The organism is Hyphomicrobium sp. B1 (assembly GCF_049532635.1).
Classification (GTDB): domain Bacteria; phylum Pseudomonadota; class Alphaproteobacteria; order Rhizobiales; family Hyphomicrobiaceae; genus Hyphomicrobium_B.
Genome location: NZ_CP134871.1, coordinates 3,915,397 through 3,936,370, shown reverse-complemented (window position 1 = coordinate 3,936,370; position 20,974 = coordinate 3,915,397). Strand labels below are relative to the sequence as shown.

General features: G+C 60.1%; 18 protein-coding genes, 1 tRNA gene and 1 riboswitch. Of the genes, 13 read left to right on the top strand and 6 right to left on the bottom strand.

Going from position 1 to position 20,974, the window contains the following annotated elements:
* Nucleotides 1-480 precede the first annotated feature (480 nt).
* The 3 genes from RLW55_RS18765 to RLW55_RS18755 all read right to left on the bottom strand — a co-directional run bounded on the left by RLW55_RS18765 (nucleotide 481) and on the right by RLW55_RS18755 (nucleotide 3,471).
* Nucleotides 481-1,458, bottom strand: a complete 978-nt coding sequence (locus RLW55_RS18765; protein WP_409562833.1) for a cation diffusion facilitator family transporter — start codon at nucleotides 1,456-1,458, stop codon at nucleotides 481-483.
* Nucleotides 1,459-1,576: 118 nt separating this feature from the next.
* Nucleotides 1,577-2,620, bottom strand: coding sequence for a phosphatase PAP2 family protein (locus tag RLW55_RS18760; RefSeq protein WP_423415049.1), 1,044 nt, complete (start codon nucleotides 2,618-2,620; stop codon nucleotides 1,577-1,579).
* A 158-nt stretch (nucleotides 2,621-2,778) separates the two neighbouring features.
* Nucleotides 2,779-3,471 carry an OmpW/AlkL family protein gene (locus tag RLW55_RS18755; RefSeq protein WP_414462192.1) on the bottom strand — a complete coding sequence of 231 codons (693 nt, stop codon included), beginning with the start codon at nucleotides 3,469-3,471 and terminating at the stop codon, nucleotides 2,779-2,781.
* A gap of 430 nt (nucleotides 3,472-3,901) precedes the next feature.
* Here RLW55_RS18755 and RLW55_RS18750 point away from each other — a divergent pair, with 430 nt between their 5' ends.
* Complete coding sequence (locus RLW55_RS18750) at nucleotides 3,902-4,486, top strand: Crp/Fnr family transcriptional regulator (RefSeq protein ID WP_423415048.1); 585 nt, start codon at nucleotides 3,902-3,904, stop codon at nucleotides 4,484-4,486.
* 204 nt (nucleotides 4,487-4,690) lie between these two features.
* Here RLW55_RS18750 and gyrA read toward each other — a convergent pair whose 3' ends face one another.
* A complete protein-coding gene (gyrA, locus tag RLW55_RS18745; RefSeq protein WP_423415047.1) occupies nucleotides 4,691-7,441 on the bottom strand; it encodes a DNA gyrase subunit A in 2,751 nt (916 codons plus the stop codon).
* A 422-nt stretch (nucleotides 7,442-7,863) separates the two neighbouring features.
* Here gyrA and RLW55_RS18740 point away from each other — a divergent pair, with 422 nt between their 5' ends.
* From RLW55_RS18740 to tgt, 10 genes are all read left to right on the top strand, one after another.
* Nucleotides 7,864-8,238, top strand: a complete 375-nt coding sequence (locus RLW55_RS18740; RefSeq protein ID WP_414462195.1) for a c-type cytochrome — start codon at nucleotides 7,864-7,866, stop codon at nucleotides 8,236-8,238.
* A 187-nt stretch (nucleotides 8,239-8,425) separates the two neighbouring features.
* Nucleotides 8,426-8,488, top strand: a riboswitch (Fluoride riboswitch).
* Between the two features lie 231 nt (nucleotides 8,489-8,719).
* Nucleotides 8,720-10,540: a methanol/ethanol family PQQ-dependent dehydrogenase gene (locus RLW55_RS18735; protein WP_414462196.1), complete on the top strand. Its 1,821-nt coding sequence runs from the start codon at nucleotides 8,720-8,722 to the stop codon at nucleotides 10,538-10,540.
* 240 nt (nucleotides 10,541-10,780) lie between these two features.
* Nucleotides 10,781-11,284, top strand: coding sequence for a pantetheine-phosphate adenylyltransferase (gene coaD / locus RLW55_RS18730; RefSeq protein WP_409563242.1), 504 nt, complete (start codon nucleotides 10,781-10,783; stop codon nucleotides 11,282-11,284).
* Between the two features lie 9 nt (nucleotides 11,285-11,293).
* Complete coding sequence (locus RLW55_RS18725) at nucleotides 11,294-11,683, top strand: MGMT family protein (protein ID WP_423415046.1); 390 nt, start codon at nucleotides 11,294-11,296, stop codon at nucleotides 11,681-11,683.
* A gap of 396 nt (nucleotides 11,684-12,079) precedes the next feature.
* On the top strand, nucleotides 12,080-12,619 hold the full coding sequence (locus RLW55_RS18720; protein ID WP_409562841.1) for a peptidylprolyl isomerase: 540 nt from the start codon (nucleotides 12,080-12,082) through the stop codon (nucleotides 12,617-12,619).
* 134 nt (nucleotides 12,620-12,753) lie between these two features.
* Entirely contained in the window at nucleotides 12,754-13,230 is a 477-nt protein-coding gene (locus tag RLW55_RS18715) for a peptidylprolyl isomerase (protein WP_013946995.1), read from the top strand.
* The gene (locus RLW55_RS18710) at nucleotides 13,230-13,634 is read left to right on the top strand and encodes a DUF423 domain-containing protein (protein WP_423415045.1); all 405 of its coding nucleotides are present in this window, start codon (nucleotides 13,230-13,232) and stop codon (nucleotides 13,632-13,634) included. The genes RLW55_RS18715 and RLW55_RS18710 overlap by 1 nt, the downstream gene beginning before the upstream one ends.
* A 318-nt stretch (nucleotides 13,635-13,952) precedes the next feature.
* A complete protein-coding gene (queA, locus tag RLW55_RS18705; RefSeq protein ID WP_423415044.1) occupies nucleotides 13,953-15,056 on the top strand; it encodes a tRNA preQ1(34) S-adenosylmethionine ribosyltransferase-isomerase QueA in 1,104 nt (367 codons plus the stop codon).
* Between the two features lie 106 nt (nucleotides 15,057-15,162).
* Nucleotides 15,163-16,329 (top strand): alpha/beta fold hydrolase, encoded by a 1,167-nt coding sequence (locus RLW55_RS18700; RefSeq protein WP_423415043.1) that lies wholly within the window; start codon nucleotides 15,163-15,165, stop codon nucleotides 16,327-16,329.
* Nucleotides 16,330-16,367: 38 nt separating this feature from the next.
* A complete protein-coding gene (tgt, locus tag RLW55_RS18695; protein ID WP_423415042.1) occupies nucleotides 16,368-17,570 on the top strand; it encodes a tRNA guanosine(34) transglycosylase Tgt in 1,203 nt (400 codons plus the stop codon).
* Here the strand turns inward: tgt and RLW55_RS18690 are convergent.
* Both RLW55_RS18690 and RLW55_RS18685 read right to left on the bottom strand, forming a co-directional pair.
* On the bottom strand, nucleotides 17,536-18,441 hold the full coding sequence (locus RLW55_RS18690) for a DMT family transporter (protein ID WP_423415041.1): 906 nt from the start codon (nucleotides 18,439-18,441) through the stop codon (nucleotides 17,536-17,538). The two genes, tgt and RLW55_RS18690, sit on opposite strands and share 35 nt — an antisense overlap.
* 140 nt (nucleotides 18,442-18,581) lie before the next feature.
* Nucleotides 18,582-18,776 (bottom strand): hypothetical protein, encoded by a 195-nt coding sequence (locus RLW55_RS18685; RefSeq protein ID WP_024275621.1) that lies wholly within the window; start codon nucleotides 18,774-18,776, stop codon nucleotides 18,582-18,584.
* A gap of 279 nt (nucleotides 18,777-19,055) precedes the next feature.
* Between RLW55_RS18685 and RLW55_RS18680 the strand changes: the two genes are divergently transcribed.
* Nucleotides 19,056-19,130 (top strand) — tRNA-Lys (locus tag RLW55_RS18680).
* Between the two features lie 151 nt (nucleotides 19,131-19,281).
* Complete coding sequence (murJ, locus tag RLW55_RS18675; protein WP_423415040.1) at nucleotides 19,282-20,829, top strand: murein biosynthesis integral membrane protein MurJ; 1,548 nt, start codon at nucleotides 19,282-19,284, stop codon at nucleotides 20,827-20,829.
* Nucleotides 20,830-20,974 lie beyond the last annotated feature (145 nt).

The window sequence follows — 20,974 nt, the reverse complement described above, 5'->3', positions numbered from 1 at the left end:
CGCTTCCGACTCCGCTTGGCGGAGCCGGCCGGAAGCAATTGGCTTGGTGAGGCAGTCTTCGGACGTCGTGGCGCCACGCGTTCCGCGAGCCGGCCGTCTCGCACGGAAGTTCCTGAGTTGTCGTTTCCGACGCCTTCGCGCCGCTTGCCGCGCAAGGGCGCCGGGATGACGTCGGAGGTGAGAACACCGGCCCGCGTTTTCTGAAGAAGACTGATAGCTTTTCCGTTGTGGTCGCGCGGTCCCATCACCACCGTCATGCCGACGGAGGTCGGCACCCAGGCAGATATCAATATGTTCGGTGTCGAGGCATGGCTGGATCCCGGCCTTCGCCGGGATGACGTTTGGGGATGGTATCGCGCCAAACACGGTCATCCGCGGCCCCGGCCCGAGGATGACCCTCGTTCGATGCGTCTGCCAACTCTCTCCAGGGAGCCGACCGGATGGCGCGGAACTGCTAAGCCCCCAGAAAGCAGAAAGCGCCTAATGAGCAACGCCCGCTGCGATTGGCGCCTTGGTCTTGTTGAACTGGAAGGCTTTCTCCGACTGCACCTCGATGAAGAGGTGCTGCACTTCCGGGTAACGAGCCTTGATCGCGGTCTGCAAACGGCCGGTCACGTCTTCGACGGTTCGGGCACTCACCCAGTCTTCGAAGTCGACGCTGGCCGTGACCAGCACGTCTTGCGGTCCCAGATGCATCGTGCGGATTTCGTTGATGGTGCGGATCGGTTTGTCACGTCCGATTTCCTTGGCGATGATTTCATTCAACCCGGCTTGGACTGCGCGCGACGCCGACTCGCCGACGATTAACGAGCGAATTTCGCCCGACATGAAAATGGCAACGAAGCCCAGCACGCAGCCGATCAAAATCGAGGCGATGCCGTCAGCCTGCTCGTAGCCGCCGAAGTCAGCCGCGAATGTGCCGATCAACGCAATCGTCAGGCCGACCATCGCGGCGCTATCTTCAAGCACGATCGCAAACAGCGAAGGGTCTTTCGATGCCCTGAGCGCTGCGATGAACCCGAGGCCCGACGGGCCGCGTCGCGTATTGAATTCTCCGACGGCCTTCCACGTCGAAAAACCTTCGAGGGCCATCGCGACGAGCAGCACGATGTAGACGACGTAGACGTCGTGTATCGGGTGCGGATGGAGCATCTTTTCGATGCCTTCGTAGATCGCAACGCCGGCGCCGAGCGCGAACAGCACCATCGCGACGATGAAGCTCCAGAAATAGATTTCCTTGCCGTAACCGAATGGATGTTGAGCGTCGGCAGGCATTGCGGCGCGCTTGATCCCTAGAAACAGCAGAAGCTGGTTGGACGTATCGACGAGCGAGTGAATGGCTTCTGAGAGCATCGCAGAAGATTGCGTCCACGCCGCCGCCACGAATTTTGCGGCGGCAATGCCTAGGTTACAGGCAAATGCAACGACGATAACGGCTTTCGATCCGCCGGTGTCCACGCTTCTGGTCTCCCTCGATGATGTTCGGCTATGCGTACCCGATCGACAGGGAGCGCGTCCACCCGCTCTAGGCCAGCGTCTCGATGATTGAGCGTAGCGTTAGCAGCGATGGCCGGAACTAGACGACTTGAGGCAGGGACCTTTCGGCAGGGAGGGGCGTATTGGCGGTCGCAGTTAGATGGCGCGATGGCCAGGACGTTGTGCCGGCGTCGGTGGTTGCGAAATATCGGCTGACTGCCGGGTAACACACCAGCGCGAGCGCCATCCCGCCAAACACGTCGACCACGTAATGCGATCCGATGGGCACACACGAAAAGAGCATCAGGATATTGACCGGAACAAAAATCCAGCGAAGCGCTGGTATGGCCAACCAGCCGTAAGCGAGCAGCATTGCGCCGACCGCGTGATAGCTTGGGAAGGTGACCAAGCCATTTAGCGACAGTTGGCGCTCTCCGGCGCGGATGGCGTTGAGAATGTGCGCCACGCCCCATGCCGTATTCGTTCGCATGTCCGGAAAATCGGCATGCGTATAACCGAGATACACATATCCCGTTTGCGCCGGAACGAACGTGAAGACCGCGATCGTGATGAGCAGCGAGACGGTCGACGTGCCGAGAACGCGCCGCAGGCGTTCAGGGTTATAGCGGGCTAGCAGCGGAAAAAGGATCAGCGGCTGCCACAGCAAGCTTTTATAAACGTAGGACAAGGTGACAGACAGATCCGGCCGGTCGCGCGTCCATTCCACGATCGCGCGCCAATCGAAGCCCAACGTTCGGTCCGCGGCCAGAAGGGCAGCATCCTGATAGGGCATGTCGAGCGATGCAGCCATTGTCGAAAGCCCAGGGATGGTGAACGCCACTGCAAGAGTGACCGCCACGCTTTCAAAAGCGAGAGCAGACCGCAGATATCCGCGGTTGCTGAGCGAAATGGCCCCTCCAAGGAAGACGACGACAAATGCCAGGCGATTGAGTGTCACGACCCAGTCGCCGTATTTGAACGGTCCGATCGTACAGCCAGCGACGAGGATGATTGTTGTCAGTCCGATGAGCCACCAAGACGGTCTGGCAGCACGGGCCCAGAAAATTCGGAGTGTCGGCCGATCCAGTGCGGACCGATCCGGCTCATTTGCCTGAAAGACCAAATCCCAGGGTAAGTTCGACATTCTGCAATCCCAAAGATGGGATTGAGGGATAGGCCGAAAATGCTGAAAGGCGCATTAAGCCGGTGCGGAATATCCCCTAAGATACGTTAGGATTTAAGCATAAAGGCCCGGAAAACTCCGGGCCTTTGTTGGTCTCGCTGCCGGTTCTGGTCGGGCGTTTATTTCAGCGGCACGGGTTCGCTGCTGCGGCCGCTGAGGAGATCGGCAAGGTTGAAGCGATAGCCAACGCCGGCCGAGACGATGAGGGGATCGACGTCGACCTTGGCGGTGATGCCCGTTCCGCGCCAATTTGCATCGGTATCCAGCCAGATCTTTTTGACGTCGGCGTTTAAATACCAGCCGTTTCCGATTTCATAGTCGACGCCGCCCTGGAGGGCGAAGCCGAAGGAGTCGCTCAAGTGTAGATTGCCGCCGAGCTCGCCACTATTGGTATTGAAGTAATGGATGTATTGAAAACCAACGCCACCATATGGCTTGAAGCCCATGATCGGGTCCATATGGTATTGCAGCGTGACTACTGGCGGGAAGGCCCAGAAGTTTCCGAGGTTGGTGCCATTGATGGCGCCCTTGCCCTCGGCGCTGAACTTGGCGAAGCAACAGAAAAGTTCAGCCGCGATGTTCTTGGTAAAGAAATGGGTGATCGTGAGTGACGGGATCGTTTCCGTGCTGATCTCGGCGTCGGCGCCCGACAATGTGGTGCCGCCGCTATAGACGTGCGCGCCGGAGTCCGGAACGACAACAGAGCCCTCGACACGAACCAAAGTGTCGCCGCTGTAGTCGCCAGCCCGCGCCGATGCCGACGCCGATATCAACGCAAGCACCGTCAACGTCCCTATCCCAAGCCGCCGCATTCTCAATTCCCCTTCTTCAAATTTTCCTGCCATCGCAAAGTCGCGTTCGACTCGATGGCTCCCTTTCGAGTTATCGTTGCGTTGCGGAGGAAGGCACAGAGCGCTCTAAGCCTCTCTCCTGATGGGAGTCAGAGCGGCGGCGTGATTGGGTTCGCTGTGACACGAGCGACACGGCATTTATTGATTCACATCAAATGCTACGTCTCGTGACGGTTGGATAACACTAACCGAATGGCCGGATATGCCGGCGCGAGTCGGGCCACATGCTCCCATGACATATGACGTTGCCTCACGATTGACGCCACGCAGTGAAGACCGCGTGCAGTTGGAACCGGGATTAGCGGGGATTGGCAGGCTTCGAAGCCGCGCGCAGTTCGTTCGCCTTGGCAATCGATATGCGCTTTCCTCTCTCGGATCGGGAAATGTCTACGTGGCGGCGAAAGGTGTTGCCGGCATGGAAGGCGGTGCGCCAGGATCGGATGTACGCGTCATTACCGCGTTACTCTATCCGGGGGACGTTCTCGTTCCCGAGATGCAGCCGCCATTGTCGAATTTGGCGCTGGTCTCGCAGCGGCCGGCGGAGTTCTGGAAGCTGACGGCTTCAGCATTCGCCGAGGAGGCGGCGCGCGACAGTCAGCTTTGGCAGACGATCTTTGCGCGCATCAACGATCAGAATGCGCGGGCGCAGATGCACGCTGCGGAGATGTCTATTCTCAATTCAGAAGAGCGCGTCGCGGCGTTTCTGATCGAGGCGGGGACGCGGCTGGGTATTTCGTCGGGTGGTATGATCGCGTATGAGCTGCCGCTGTCGCGTTATAGCATCGCCGACTACCTGTCGCTCAATGCCGATACGATTTCGCGGACGTTCTCGGCTTTCAACACGGCGCGGATCATCGAGCGCCGTGGACGCTTCCAGATCGTCGTGCGCGACTGGCGGGCGCTGATGGAACGCTGCCCGATGAGCGAAGCCATCGTCGCCGCTCATGGCAACGGACGGTTGCCGGTTATCCGCTGACGGGCTTTCTTTCAGCAACGCGATGATTGTCGTCTTTGGCTGCTGGCTGAGATGACCGATGTGGAAGGCGTTCCACTTCCAAAATCGTCATGGCCGCGGAGGCGGCCGTCTACGACGGCCTTCGCCGGGACGACGTTGTGCCGGAGGTGTCGTTGCGCTTCCGCTCAGTCATGCTCGGGACAAGCCCGAGCATGACATTTGTGATTACTCGCTGACGACTTCCTGCGATTCTTCGGCCTCTTCCTCGGTGATGCGCTCGACCGAGACGACCTTTTCATCCGCGTCGGTCTTGAAGATGCGGACGCCCTGCGTGTTGCGGCCGGCGATGCGGATGTCGTGCACCGGGCAGCGGATCAGCTGGCCGCCGTCCGTCACCAGCATGATCTGGTCGTTTTCACCGATCGGGAACGAGGCCAGCAGGCGGCCGTTGCGCTCGTTCGCGACCATCGCGACGATGCCTTTGCCGCCGCGGCCCGAGGTGCGGAACTCGTATGACGATGAGCGCTTGCCGAAGCCCCTGTTCGACACCGTCAACACGAACTGCTCGGCAGCCTGCATTTCTGCGAAGCGCTCCGGCGTGAGTGTGATGGCGTCGCCGCTGGCTTCCTCGCCGTCGCTCTCTGCCGGAACGGTTTCGGCGTCCTCGGCATCTTCCGATCGGCGAAGTGCGTTCGCCTGCTTCAGATAGGCGGCGCGTTCTTCGGCGGGCGCCTCAAAATGATTGAGGATCGCCATCGAGATCACTTCGTCGCCGTCGTCGAGCCTGATGCCGCGAACGCCGGTCGAGTCACGCCCTTTGAAGAGGCGGATCTCGTCCGAGATCAGGAAGCGGATGCACTGGCCTTCCGCGCTGGTCAGCAGCACGTCCTGGTTCGGTGTCGAGATGGCGACCTGCACGATGCGGTCGCCCTCGTCGAGCTTCATCGCGATCTTGCCGTTTCGATTGATGTTCTCGAAGTCGGCCAGAGCGTTGCGGCGGACGTTGCCGGAGCGGGTGGCGAAGATCAGCTCAAGGTCGCCCCAGGTGGAGGAATCCTCCGGCAGAGGCAGGATCGAGGTGATGGCTTCGCCTTCTTCCAGCGGCAGCAGGTTGACGAGCGCCTTGCCCGGAGATTGCGGCGATGCAGCCGGCAGACGCCAGACCTTCATGCGATAGCACATGCCGCGCGAGGAGAAGAACAGCACGGGCGTGTGCGTCGAGGTAACGAACAACTGCGTGACGAAATCCTCGTCGCGCGTCGACATGCCGGAGCGGCCTTTGCCGCCGCGGCGCTGGGCGCGATAGGCGGCGAGCGGCACGCGCTTGATGTAGCCCTTGTGGCTGACAGTCACGACGCAGTCTTCGCGCTGAATGAGGTCTTCGTCTTCGACGTCGCCGTCGAAATCCATGATCTCGGTTTTGCGCGGTGTCGCGAATTCGTCCTTGATCGACTGCAGCTCGCCCTTGACGATGTCGACGACGCGGGCGCGCGAAGCGAGGATCGCGAGGTATTCTTTGATCTCGATCGCGATCTTGTTCAACTCGTCGGAAATTTCGTCTCTGCCGAGGGCGGTGAGGCGGGCGAGGCGCAGTTCGAGGATCGACTTGGCCTGCTCTTCCGAGAGGCGATACGTGCCTTCGGCCGAAACCTTGTGGCGCGGATCGGCAATGAGTTCGATCAGCGGCGTCATATCTTTCGCGGGCCAGTCGCGCGCCATCAACTGCTCTTTGGCTTCTGCGGGCGATGCCGAATAGCGGATGAGCTTGATGACTTCGTCGATGTTGGCGACGGCGATGGCCAGGCCGACGAGGACGTGAGCGCGAGCGCGGGCCTTGTTCAACAAGTGCTTGATGCGGCGCGTCACAACTTCCTGGCGGAAGCTCGTGAAGGCCGAGATGAAGTCCTTGAGGTTCAGGCTTTCCGGGCGGCCACCGTTGATCGCCAGCATGTTGGCGCCGAACGTCGTCTGCAGGTCGGAATATTTGTAGAGGTTGTTGAGCACCACGTCGGCGACGGCATCGCGCTTCAATTCGATGACGATGCGGATACCTTCGCGGTTTGATTCATCCCAAAGATCGGAGATGCCTTCGATCTTCTTGTCGCGCACGAGATCGGCAATCTTTTCGATCAGCGTGCGCTTGTTGACCTGATAGGGGATCTCGGTGACGACAAGCGCCTCACGATCCTTGCGGATGTTCTCGACCTTGACGCGGGCGCGCATGATGATCGAGCCGCGGCCCTTGTGGTAGGCATTGAGAATGCCGCCGCGGCCGAGGATGATGCCAGCCGTCGGGAAGTCCGGGCCCTGGATGATCTGGGTCAGGTCTTCGAGACTGACCTCGGGATTGTCGAGGTCGGCGATGCAGGCATCGATGACTTCGCCGAGGTTGTGCGGCGGGATGTTGGTTGCCATGCCGACCGCGATGCCGCCTGCGCCGTTGACGAGCAGGTTCGGGAATTTCGAGGGCAGGACGGTTGGCTCTTGAATCGTACCGTCGTAGTTGTCGCGATAATCGACGGTGTCGTTGTCGAGGTCATCGAGCATGAAGCCCGCGACCTTGGCGAGACGCGATTCCGTGTAGCGTTCGGCTGCAGGCGGATCGCCGTCGATGGAGCCGAAGTTGCCTTGGCCGTCGACGAGGGGCACGCGCATGGAGAAATCCTGCGCGAGGCGCACGAGCGCGTCGTAGATCGCAAGGTTGCCGTGCGGGTGATATTTGCCCATCACTTCGCCGACGATGCGCGCCGACTTGACGTATTTTTTGTTCCAGTCGAGCCCGAGTTCGTTCATCGCGAAGAGAATGCGGCGGTGGACGGGCTTTAAGCCATCGCGCACGTCAGGGAGCGCGCGGGAAATGATGACGCTCATCGCGTAGTCGAGATAGGAGCGTTTCATCTCGTCCGAGATGGAGATCGGGCGGATGTCGCTCGGCTCGCGGCCGGACGGATTTTCTTCGTCGTTATTGTCGGTCAAAGTCAGCTCTTTCCGGGATGAGATCGGCGGGGGTGATACGCACCAGCGGCCGACGGGAAACCAGTGCTTATACTGTAGCCGAAACGGAAACCGAATGCCACCTGCGCGGCGTCGTGCCACGGCTCCACAGAATTTAGAAAATCTCTTTCATATCAAAAGGTTATTGAGTCATGTTTGGGCGTGTTGCGATTGCCGCCGTGAAGCGCCGGCGAGATCGCGGCGAACGGCGTGGAATGGTGGCAGAATCGGTGCGCTGAAGACTGCGCGGCGCATGCCTCCACGGGCCGCCCGCGGGCGTTTTCGCGATGGCTGACGGCCTCGGCTTTTCACGCGGAACGGCATTTCGTTCACTGCGTTGGCGAAGCAGGAACAAGTTGCAAAAAGCAAAACATCCGGCGCACAGCGTCGGAGAGAGGACTGTTATGCGCGCGATATTCGCTGGCTGTGCAATTGCATTGTCGCCGATGCTGATCGAGATGGCGTTTGCGGCGGAAGAGGTTGGGCCGGAAGCGTTCAATAACAATTGCCGGACCTGCCATTCGTGGAAGGAGGGCGACAATCGCCTCGGCCCGACTTTGCACGGCATTATCGGTCGCAAAGCGGGAACGGCTGAGGGGTTCAATTATTCGAATGCGATGAAGTCGTCAGGCATCACGTGGGATGAGGCGACGCTCGATAAGTTCATCACCAACCCGAATGCGGTCGTTCCCAATAACAACATGAAGCCGTTCAGCGGCGTCGGCGACGCGGCGACGCGCAAGCAGATCATCGATTTTCTGAAGAGCAATCCGAAGTGAATTTGCGCGCGGGGAGAATGAATTTACCGTGTGCGGTGAATTCGGCCTGCTTAATTCTTGCGGTCCGCAGCATCTGATTTGCGCCCAGTCGTATTTGCGCTGTGGCCCAGCCGGCCTCACTGTCAATCACGAATGTTCGCGCAGACGTGACAATTTGCATTGACTTCGTGATTGCATTGCTCAATGTTCCCGGCCTGGGAATGGAATCTCCCGTAAAACCGCCCCGATGGCTGATGATTCCTACTGCGTTGATGTCCTCATTCTTCGAGTGAGGCCGCGGTAGGATCGTTTCTATTTTCCTGCCACGGGAGAGGCGTGTCTCTTTCATCAACTCAGAAGTCGGGGGGATGGAGGAGACAGTCGAGTGGTTGAGCTTTCCACGCTTGCAACCCCTCTCTTCTGAAACTCCTTCATCCTCCCGGCGACGGCCGAGTGGGCTCAGCTGCGTCGCGATAAGCGACGCTAGCACATGGAGGAAGTAATGAGGAAGTGGGCTAGCTCCACGGCCGCCGTTGCTCTGCTGGCAATTTCGTCGCCGGCCTGGGCCAATGAGGACGTGATTAAACTATCGCAAGACCCCAATAACTGGGCCATTCAGTCGGGCGATTATAGTGGTCATCGCTATTCCAAGCTTGACCAGATCAACACCGAAAACGTCGGTCAGCTGAAAGTGGCTTGGACGTTCTCGACGGGCGTTCTTCGCGGCCATGAAGGCGGTCCGCTCGTCGTCGGCGACGTCATGTACGTCCACACGGCATTTCCGAACATCGTCTATGCCTTGGATCTCGCGCACGAACAGAAGATCATCTGGAAGTACGTGCCGAAGCAGGACCCGTCGGTTATTCCGGTCATGTGCTGCGACACGGTCAACCGCGGCGTGCAGTATGCCGAAGGCAAGATCTTCCTCCATCAGGCCGACACCGCCCTCGTCGCTCTCGACGCGAAAACGGGTAAGGAACTGTGGAAGGTCGTCGACGGCGATCCGAAGAAGGGCGAAACGGGCACGGGTGCTCCGCTTGTCGTCAAGGATAAGGTCATCATCGGCATCTCGGGCGCCGAATTCGGCGTTCGCTGCCATCTGACCGCTTACGACATCAACACCGGTAAGAAGGTGTGGCGCGCCTACTCGATGGGTCCCGACTCCGACATCCTCGTCGATCCGGAGAAGACCATGTCGCTCGGCAAGCCGGTCGGCAAAGACTCCTCGCTCAAGACCTGGAACGGCGATGAGTGGAAGATCGGTGGCGGTTCGACCTGGGGCTACATGTCCTACGATCCGGCACTAAACCTGATCTACTACGGCACGGGTAACCCTTCGACCTGGAACGCGGCTCAGCGTGCGGGACCGGATGGCAAGCCGATCGATCAGAAGTGGTCGATGACCTACTTCGCGCGCGACGTCGACACCGGTATCGCCAAGTGGGCCTACCAGATGACGCCGTTCGACGAGTGGGACTATGACGGTATCAACGAGTCTCTGCTCGCGACGATGAACATCAAGGGCAAGGAGCACAAGACGCTGACGCACTTCGACCGTAACGGCTTTGCTTATACGATCGATCGCGTCACGGGTGAGCCGCTCGTTGCCGAGAAGTATGATCCGATCGTCAACTGGGCGACCGGCATCGATCTCGACAAGTCGAGCCCGAACTACGGCCGTCCGATCCGCGTGAAGAAGTACTCGACGTTCGCGAACGGTACGGATTTTAACACGAAGGGCATCTGCCCTGCGGCTCTCGGAACGAAAGATCAGCAACCGGCTTCCTATTCGGAGCTGACTCACCTGTTCTACGTGCCGACGAACCACGTCTGCATGGACTACGAACCGTTCAAGGTTTCGTACACGGCCGGTCAGCCTTACGTCGGCGCCACGCTTTCGATGTTCCCCGGTCCGGATAAGCCGGAGCGCATGGGTAACTTCATCGCGTGGGATGGCGCTAAGGGTAAGATCGTCTGGTCGGATCCGGAGCAGTTCTCGGTGTGGTCAGGTGCTCTGACGACGGCCGGCGGCGTCGCCTTCTACGGCACGCTCGAAGGCTACTTCAAGGCCGTCGACCAGAAGACCGGCAAGCTGCTTTACAAGTTCAAGACGCCGTCGGGCATTATCGGTAACGCGATGACCTACATGCACGATGGCAAGCAGTACGTTGCTGTGCTTTCGGGCGTTGGTGGCTGGGCCGGTATCGGTCTTGCTGCCGGCTTGACGAACCCGACCGATGGTCTCGGTGCCGTCGGCGGCTACTCGGGCCTGTCGGACTACACCAACCTCGGCGGTTCTCTGACTGTCTTCTCGCTGCCTTAGCGCTTCCTCCGTGACAGAAACGTCATAGGCTGCGAGCAACTTGGCCGGCGCGTTTTCGAACGTGCCGGTCCTTTGGCGATGTGGCTCCGCGCGAATGTGATCGCGGGGCCACCTCCGCCGTTTAAGTCCTGCGAAATGCCACGCGGATTTATTCATCCTATTGGTGAAACGTCGTCTGGCCCTCTGGGCAAGGGGAGGGGCAGAGGCTATTCAGGACATTCCTGAATGGTGAAGGCGCATATGGCTCGCATTGGTTTTTATTCCGGCTCGTTTGATCCCGTGACGCTTGGGCATACTGACGTCATCCGGCGGGCCGCGGGGTTGCTCGACAGGCTCGTCATCGGCATCGGCGTCAATCCGGGCAAAGCGCCGATGTTTGACGACAGCGAACGCGTTGCGATGCTGGAAGAAGAAGTGCAGCCAATCGTCGAGGCGACTAAGACCGAGATTGTGGTCGTGACGTTTTCGGGGCTGGCGGTCGATGCGGCGCGGACGCACAAGGCGTCGATCATCATTCGCGGTCTGCGCGACGGCACCGACTTCGATTATGAAATGCAGATGGCTGGGATGAACGGCGAAATGGCGCCGGAAATCCAGACGGTCTATGTTGCGGCGTCTCCTGCCGTGCGGCACATCGCGGCGAACCTCGTGCGGGCTGTGGCGACGATGGGCGGCGATCCCTCGCCGTTCGTTTCGAAAGGCGTGCTGAAGCGCCTCAAGGCGAAGGCCGCCAAACCTCGCTAAGGCACTCATATGGTGCTCCCCGTTAAAGCCGAACTTTTGAAATTGTTGCGAAAAATTCCGCTTGGCCTAGTTGCCTCATCCGACAGGCTTGCGAGTGAACTCGGAGTTCCCGCACCACTCGTCGTCACGCTCATGGGGCAGCTTTCCGAAGACGAACGCGATCTTGTGCCTTGGCATCGCGTGGTCGCCAAAGGCGGCGCCATCGGGCGCGGACCGCATCGCGATCAGCAATTTGCGCGGCTGGTGCGAGAGGGCGTGACGGTTTCGCCGGCCGGAATAGTCCAGGACCTCGAACGGCACATGATCTCGGGGTTCGATGACAAGTCGTTGCTTGCAAAAGCGCCTGCAGAACCGCCGAAGATGGGCGGGCGTTCGCGCGGCATGAAAGATCGCCCTTAAGGCTAGGCACCGGCGCCGGCACCCAGGCAGCGTAGGGATGCTCTGCTGAAGCTTGTCTGGATCCCGGCCTGCGCCGGGATGACGTTTGGTCTATTGCGCAAATTTATCATTCTCGGGCTTGTCCCGAGGATGACATGAAAAGGGCGGTTGCTCCCACCCACCGTCATGCCGACGGAGGTCGGCACCCAGACAACGGTCAACATGACCGATATTTCGGGTTACCAGCATCCCGGCCTTCGCCTTGTTGGAGAGGCGTCGAATACGTAATTCCGCCTTGTGGGTTGCGGCTTAGCCGTCAAATCGCCATAAGGGCGGCAACACTGCCCGCCGCGGCGCTAGGCGGCCGGGATTGGCCCGGAAAAAGCCTGGCGAAATCATTCATCCACGAGGAACGCCATGGTTCGGTTTTTATCGTTCGTTCTCGCTTCGCTGCTGATGGCGAGCGTGTTTACAGGCTCGACGGCACGCGCCGACGGCGACAAGCTCGTCATCGAGCTCAAGAACGGCAAGGTGGTCATTCAGCTTCGGCCGGATCTTGCGCCCAAGACGGTCGAACAGATCAAGACGCTCGCCAACCAGGGCTTCTATAACGGCATCAAATGGCATCGCGTCATCGACGACTTCATGGCGCAGACCGGCGATCCGACCGGCACGGGCATGGGCGGCTCGAAGCTTCCCGATCTTCCGGCGGAATTTTCCGATGAGGAATTCAAGCGCGGCACGGTTGCGATGGCCCGGTCGTCGGATCCGAACTCTGCAAACAGTCAGTTTTTCATCTGCTTCAATAGCATTGGCTGCGCAGGCCTGAAGGGCCAGTATACGATCTTCGGGCAGGTCATCGAGGGCATGCAGTACGTCGACATGATCAAGCGCGGTGAGCCTGGCTCGGGCACAGTGACCAATCCCGACGTGATGCAGAAGGTCTACGTTCAGTAGTTGAATCGCCTTCTCCCTATTGCCACTTGGCAGATTGACGAGGGGCGGCTCGTTATTTCGTGTCGCTGCCACCCCTCAGCTTAGCCCTCTCGCCTTGGACGGGAGAGGGGAAGAAAAGAAAGGAACTTTCCGAAATGGCCGAATACAAAGATCCCGAAAACACGCTTCTGATCGAGACGAGCAAGGGGCCTGTCGTCATCGAGCTTCGTCCGGACTTGGCGCCGAAGCACGTCGAGCGCATCAAGACGCTGGCGCGTGAGGGGTTCTATGACGGGATCGTGTTTCATCGCGTGATCGATGGGTTCATGGCGCAGACAGGTTGCCCGCAGGGTCGCGGCACCGGCGGATCGTCGTATGAGAACCTGCCCGCAGAGTTCAATGCTGAGCCGCATGTGCGCGGTGTCTGCTCGATGGCGCGGTCCTCGAATCCGAATTCGGCCAACAGCCAGTTCTTCATCTGCTTCGACGACGCGCGCTTTCTCGACAAGCAATACACCGTCTGGGGCAAGGTGATCGAGGGCATGGATAATGTCGATCAGATCAACAAGGGCGAGCCGCCCAAGAGCCCGGACAAGATGATTAAGGTCCGCGTCGCGGCGGATGCTGCCTGATGGCGGCGCCCGGCGACAACGGCAAAGGCGCGCCAGCGGGTGCGCCTTTTCTCATTCCGGTATGGGCTGGGCTTGCGGGCGCTGCGGGCGTCGCGCTTTCGGCCGCGGCGGCGCATAAGGTCGATAGCCCTGCGCTGGCGACGGCCGCGACGGTTCTGACGCTTCACGCGGCGGCGGCTGTCGGGATTTTTGCGGTCGCCATTCGCAGCGCATGTCCAAAGCTGTGGTTGGCGGCGGCGCTGCTGATGCTGCTTGCGGCCTCGGTGTTTACCGGCGAGATCGCGTTTCACACGTTTACAGATAACGCGTCGTTCCGGTTCCTGGCGCCAATCGGCGGCTCGGGAATGATCCTGAGCTGGGTGCTCGTCGCCGTTGCGGGCTTTTGCAGCCGCGGGCGGAATTGATGCGCGCGTGCTCTCCTCAAGGGAGAGACTGAGAGAGCAAATAACTTGTTCCCTCAGGTGTCGCTGCCTGATGGATCCTCGGGACAAGCCCGAGGATGCCACGCAAGGATAGGCTGTCGCCTTCAACACCGTCATGCCGACGAAGGTCGGCATCCAGGCAATGGTCAGCCAATGACCTGTTTCTGTTTGGCTGGATCCCGGCCTGCGCCGGGATGACGTTGCAGGGATAATGGTCGCCCGCGACCTTCGTGGACCCGATATTAATGGTGGGGTGTTTCGCGCCTTCCGCCAGGGCCGATGATCGGGTAAGTCGCGCGCATGCGTACCGATCTTTTCGATTTCGTCTTACCAGATGCCTCCATCGCGCTGTATCCGGCCGAGCCGCGGGATAGTGCGCGGCTGCTCGTCGTGCATCCGGTGAAGGGCAGTTGCGCGCGCGACGACGCCGACCTCGAAGACAAAACCATTCGCGATCTGCCGAGCCTGTTGCAGCGGGGCGATGCGCTCGTCTTCAACGATACGAAGGTCATCCCGGCGGCGCTGTCGGGGGTGCGGGTGCGCGGCGATGTTCGCGCCAAGGTCGATTTCAATCTGACGAAGCGTGTGAGCGACAACACGTGGCGTGCGTTTGCGCGGCCGGCGAAACGTCTCGAAGCCGGCGACCGGGTTCGCTTCGGGCATGGCGAAGATACGTGCATGCTCGGTGCGTTAGATGCCACGGTTGCAGCGAAAGGCGAGGCGGGCGAAGTCGAGCTGGCGTTCGATCTGTCGGGCGCGGTACTCGATGAAGCGATTGCCGCCATCGGTGCGATGCCGTTGCCGCCCTACATTGCGCTGAAGCGTGAGCCCGATGCGCGCGATCGCGACACCTATCAGACGATCTATGCTGACAAGGACGGCGCGGTCGCGGCGCCGACCGCCGGTCTGCATTTCACGCCGGAGCTTTTTGCAGCACTCGATGCGCGCGGCATCTCGCGCCATTTCGTGACGCTGCATGTCGGCGCGGGCACGTTCCTGCCGGTGAAGGCGGACGATACCGATGGCCATAAGATGCATTCGGAGTGGGGCGAGGTTTCGCCTGAGACTGCGGCTGCGTTGAATGAAGTGCGTGCGCGGGGCGGGCGGATAGTGGCGGTCGGCACGACATCGCTTCGGCTGCTCGAAAGCGCGGCGCGCGAGGATGGCACGATCATGCCGTGGTCGGGCGAGACCGCGATCTTCATTACGCCCGGCTATCGCTTCAAGGCGATTGACGTGCTGATGACGAACTTCCATCTGCCGCGTTCGACGTTGTTCATGCTGGTCTCAGCGTTCTCCGGCCTCGGCACGATGCGCGCAGCCTACGGACACGCGATCCACTCTGGCTACCGGTTCTATTCCTATGGCGACGCGAGCCTGCTGTTTCGCGACACGGGCGGTTAATATTGCATCGTCGGCGCTACTTCTCTTGCACAAATCGCATTGCTAAACTTGGGAGTGCCAATCCCGGCAATCCGCCTCGTTCCTGTGAGCCTCGATGACATCTCATATGCGTGCCCTTCTGCTCCGACTTAGCGCGATCGCAATTCTGACGACGGGCATGTTCCCGTGCGCCGGCGAAAACGCTCGGGCGGAAAGCGCGGCATGTACGTCCGTCGATACGCCGCGCTGCGTCGAGAAGCTGCCGACGGGGATCGACATGGCCTACATCGAAGTCGGCCCCGTGGATGGCAAACCCGTTCTTCTCATTCACGGACTGACCGATAGTGTCCGTTCGTGGTCATTGTCGATGGATGATCTGCACAAGATCGACCCGAGCCTTCACATCATCGCCGTCGATTTGCGCGGGCATGGCCAGAGCAGCATGCCGGACGCCAAAGCGTGCGCCCCCGATCCTGAAAAATGCTATCGCATGTCGGATCTGGCAGGTGATGTCGTTGCTTTCATGAAGGCGAAGGGAATTGCCAAGGCCGATATGGCCGGGCATTCGATGGGATCGTTCGTCGTCCAGGAAATCGCGCTCAGCCATCCGGAGATGGTGGGGCATGCCATTCTTGTCGCGACCGGAGCGAAGAGCGTCGGCAATGCGGCGCTCAGCGATTTCGTGCTGAAGCAGACGGTCGAAGGCACGTGGAAAAAAGCTCTGGAAGCGAAAGGATTGGCATTTCCCGCCGGCGTTTATGAGTTGACGCCGCTTGATGCCGATCCCAAAGCCATGGAATGGATAGCGGCCAACTGGACGCTCGATCCGGCGGCGCAGCCCGCGTTTCTTAAACCCTATACGCCAGAGACGGCGAAGACCCGTCTGGGGACGTGGATCGGCGCAACGCGCGGGCTACTGGCACAGGACAATACCGAGCGCCTGAAGAGCATGTCGGTGCCGACGCTCGTGTTGTGGGCGACGCAAGACAGCATCTACCTTGCGAAAGACCAGGACGAGATCAAAGCGTCGCTCAAGGATGCTGCCGCGAAGACCGGATTGACGTTCTACTGGAAGGAATTCGGCAAGCTGCCGCTGCCTGCTTCAGGGGCGCAGGAGAGCGACGTCGGTCACAATATTCAATGGTCGGCGTCGGAAACGGTGGCGAAGGATATCGATTCTTTCATCAAGACCGGCGCGCCGACATCGGACCTTGCACACAGCGATGCGGCTCCGAATATCAGCACTATCGTCGTTGAGCCGGGCAAGGCCGCCGTCGAAAAAATCGAAAAATAAAAACGTCCGGACGAGAGCCGGCGCATGAAGAGATTTGAATGCAAACGACTAAAGTTGATACGCCATCTTCCGAGGTGCCGGAAGGTACTTCGGCTTTCGAATTCCGGAAGCTGGCGCAAGACGGCAAGGCGCGGCTCGGCGAGATCCATACGCCGCGGGGTGTGATCCGCACACCGGCGTTCATGCCGGTGGGCACGGTCGCCACGGTGAAGGCGCTGTACCCCGAGCAGGTGCGCGATGCGGGCGCCGACATTCTGCTCGGCAACACGTATCACCTGATGCTGCGGCCGGGCGCGGAGCGCGTGGCAAAGCTCGGCGGACTGCACAAGTTCATGCGCTGGGAAAAGCCGATCCTGACGGACTCGGGTGGTTTCCAGGTGATGAGCCTCGGCAAGATCCGCAAGATCACGGAAGAGGGCGTGGCGTTCCAATCGCATATCGACGGTTCGCGGCACATGCTGTCGCCGGAGCGTTCGATCGAGATCCAGTGTCTGCTTGGTTCCGACATTCAGATGCAGTTTGACGAATGCATCGAACTTCCCGCCGAGCGCAAAGAAGTCGAGCGCGCGATGGAATTGTCGCTGCGCTGGGCGGAGCGTTCGAAGCGCGCCTTCGAGATGCAACGTGCGTCAGGCGGTGCGGGGCCGGGGCAGGCGCTATTCGCGATCGTGCAGGGCGGAACCGATATTCCGCTTCGCCATCGCTCCGCCGATGCGCTTGTTGCGATGGACTTTCCGGGTTACGCGGTCGGTGGTCTCGCGGTCGGTGAGGGGCATGAGGCGATGATCGCGACGCTCGGCGAAACGCTGCCGCATCTGCCGTCTGAGAAGCCGCGCTACCTGATGGGCGTCGGCACGCCCCTCGATCTGATCGAAAGCGTGCGGCTCGGCGTTGATATGTTCGATTGTGTGATGCCGACGCGGAACGGACGGCACGGCTATGCCTTCACCTGGGGCGGTCCGCTCAATCTCCGGAATGCGAAATTCGCGGAGGATATGGCGCCGCTCGATGAGTTCAGTTCGTGTCCGGCAGCGAAGGATTTTTCGCGTGCCTATGTCCACCATCTGATCAAGTCGGGCGAATTTCTTGGCGCGATGATCCTGTCATGGGTCAACACAGTGTTCTATCAGGACCTGATGGCCGCGATGCGCGCGGCAATCGCCGAAGGGCGCTTCGACGACTGGGCGACAGAGACGAAGGCGCGGATCATCGCTTCTCCTCAATCGGCTCCAGCGCCATGAGATTTTCCTTATGCGCGATGCGCTCGCGATGGATCAGGTAAAGTCCTGAGCCAACGATGACGAGCGAGCCGATGAAACTCCATTCATCGGGCTTGTCTCCGAACACGAAGTAGCTCAGCGCGATCATGCTGATGAGTTCGACGTAGATGAAGGGCGTCACCGCCGAGACCGGCGCGAACCGGTAGGCTTGGATCAGCAGGAAGTGACCGCCGCCGCCAAGGGCGCCGAGCAGGAGCAGCATCGTCCATATCTCGACGCTCGGGAACCAGATCCAGTCGTGAAAGGCGAACGGAGCTGCGGCCACGAGGCCGACGATCGAGCCGTAGTTGAGCGTGACCAGAGGCGGGTCGAACATCGAAAGCTTGCGCGTGACGATCAAGAGCAGCGAATAGGCAAACATCGATCCGAACGCGAAAGCGAATGCCGGCTCAATCACTGTGAAGCCGGGGTGCACGACGATCAGGACGCCGATGAAGCCGACGGCAATCGCCATCATGCGGCGCCAGCCAACATGCTCGCCGAGCAACGGCACGGCGAGCGCTGCGACGACGAGCGGCGTCAGGAACGTGATCGACAGCGTCTGGTCGAGGCGCAGGTATTTCACGGCCACGAAGTTCAAAAGCGTCGTCAGCACCATCAAGGTCGAACGGGTGAGCTGAAGCTTTACACTCGCTGTTTTGAAGAGGCTCAGCATTCCCGTGGGGCCGAGCAGAGCGGTGATCCAGAAGATCTGGCTGAAGAAGCGCATCCATACGATCTGCGAAACCGGGACGCCGAGCCGCGTGCCGAGGTACTTCGCGGTCGTATCGAGAACCGAGAACAGGATGACCCCGGCGCAGACGAGGAGGATGGCCTTCAGGCGATCGGGCATCGGAAGATTGCTTCTGCGATAAAGTGTGCGCGGCTCAGCCACGCCGGGCAACCGGCGAGCGCCATCATTCGGTTCCGTGTTCGAGGCCCTGCGTCAGCGCGTCGGCGGACGCAGGGAAAGCGTGGCTTATGCGATGCCCGTTAGGACTTGGTCATTGCATCGCGTTTTTTGAGCAGTTCGTCGAGTTCGGCTTGCTGCTCATTGATGCGGTCGGCAGTCAGTTCTTCGTTGGCCGCTCCAGAGAATCCGGCAGCCTGCTCGACGAGTTCGCGAAGGTTGTCGCGGAGGATGGCGATGCGCTGCTCAATTTCGGCAAGGGTCTCGGTGTCTGCCATAGTCATTTCCAATCGTTAGAGGTGGCGCGCATCTCAGGCGCCCAGTTCGTCGGTGATATAGCGCGCCGCAACTGCGGGAGCCACCCGCGTTTCTTGCGGGGCTGCGACCATCCGCCAGAAGGGCGGATAGAATGAGGGTTGCGGGTTCCGAAGGTCGTTTCTATAAGCACGCTTCGGCGCGCGACGTGCCCATCCCCATCAGGCGGATGCGGTGTGGCTTGGGGCCGGGATCAAGCTTGGCAGTGCATTCTGTCTAAGTCATTGGTTTGGTGTGATAAAGGGCCCGTAGCTCAGCGGTAGAGCATCTGACTTTTAATCAGAGGGTCGTTGGTTCGATCCCAACCGGGCTCACCACCAGAATCAATGGGTTAGTCTTTTCGAGGCGAGTGTGATCCAGGGGCAGATCCGAGGGGCCGCCGTACCAAGAGTGCTTCAGCGACAGTAATCGCTTATTTCGCAAATCCGGGGCTGTGCCCAACCTAGCCTCGCAGCATGTCGGGCTACAATGCTGAGAAAGCTGCTTTCGGTCAGCGGGTTTACGCTTCTGTCGCGCATGACCGGGTTCGCGCGCGACGTGCTCATGGCGTGGATCCTGGGCAAAGGCATGCTCTCGGATGCGTTCCTGTTCGCGTTTCTTTTTCCGAATTATTTCCGCGCCATTTTTGGAGAAGGGACGCTCAATCCTGCTTTCCTTCCGCGCTATGCAGCGCTTCACGCAAAAGGCGACTTGAACGCGGCTCAGCGTTTCGCAAATGAAGTCTTCACGTGGCAGATCGCTGCTCAGGCGGTGCTGCTGGTGGGCGCGCTCGTTGCCATGCCGCTGCTCGTGCACTTCCTTGTGCCTGGCTATACAACAGAACAGCTTGCGCTGACGGCCAGTCTCGCGCGCATCACCTTTCCATACCTCATTCTGACGGTCGTCGCGATTCAGCTATCGGCGATGCTCAACGCGATCGGAAAGTTCTGGGCGGCTGCAGCATGGTCGAACTTTCTGAACCTATCGATGATCGCGACACTGCTCGCATCGAACTGGTTTCCTAATGCCGCGTACGCTGCAGCGTGGGGGGTTCTGATCGGCGGGCTTTGCCAGCTCGTGTTCATTCTCTGGGCGGCGAGACGGGACGGGCTTTCCGTCAGGCTCGCGATACCGCGATGGACGCCGGAGATAGCTGAATTCTTCAAGGCTCTCGGTATCGTCACGGTCGGGGCGGCCAGCGTGGTTGTGGCGCCGCTCATCGACTTCGTCATCGCCAGCTATCTGGCGACAGGAAGCCGGACTGCCCTTTATTATGCGGATCGTATCAACCAGTTGCCGCTCGGTGTTCTCGGCATCGCCCTCGGGACCGTCCTGCTGCCCGAAATGTCGGTGCGATTGGCGCGAAACGACCGTGCCGGATCCGACAATGCTCAAAATCGTTCTGCAGCGCTAACGTTGCTGCTGACCTTGCCGTTCGCATTTGTATTCATCGCGATTCCCGACACAATCATGCGGGCGGTGTTCGCGCATGGGGCGTTCGACACGCGGTCGGCAGAGCTTGCGGGATCCGCGCTCGCGGCGTACGGCGCCGGGCTACCGGCAATGGCACTCGTGCGCATCGTGTCTTCGACTTTTTATGCGCGACACGACACGCTTACGCCTGCGCGGGCAACCGTGACGTCGATCGTGCTCAATATCATTCTCAAGGTCGTGTTTGTTTGGGGCTTCGATCTCGGCGTGGCAGGCGTCGCGCTTGGAACTGCGTTAGGCGCTTGGATGAATGTCGCCATACTCACATGGCTTGGCCGGAGCCGCGCATTGTTAGCGATCGAAGAGATTTTCGTCAGAGCGCTGGGGCCTGCACTGTTAGCGGCTGTGGCGGCCGGAGGAGGCGCGTGGTTCGGCGCTCGAATTGGCGCCACCCTTGTTCCGGGGCATTTCGTGGACATCGCTGCGCTGGCCGCTGCTATCGGTTGCTCGGGGCTCGCATACGTTATCGCGGTCGTGATGTTTCGGACGCGTCTTCCGCTCGGAAAATTTGCCGGAGAAGTGCCGGCTGCCGGTCGATCCGAATGACCGAACACCATTACGCGCGGCCTCGTTCGTGCTGACGGACCTCAGCCAGTTCGGCGGTTGAATTGCTTGCGTGGAAGGCGCGGCTGGAATGTTGCGTGACGCAATCGGACAATTTTTAGGGAAGTCTTCAGTGTAAAGATTAATA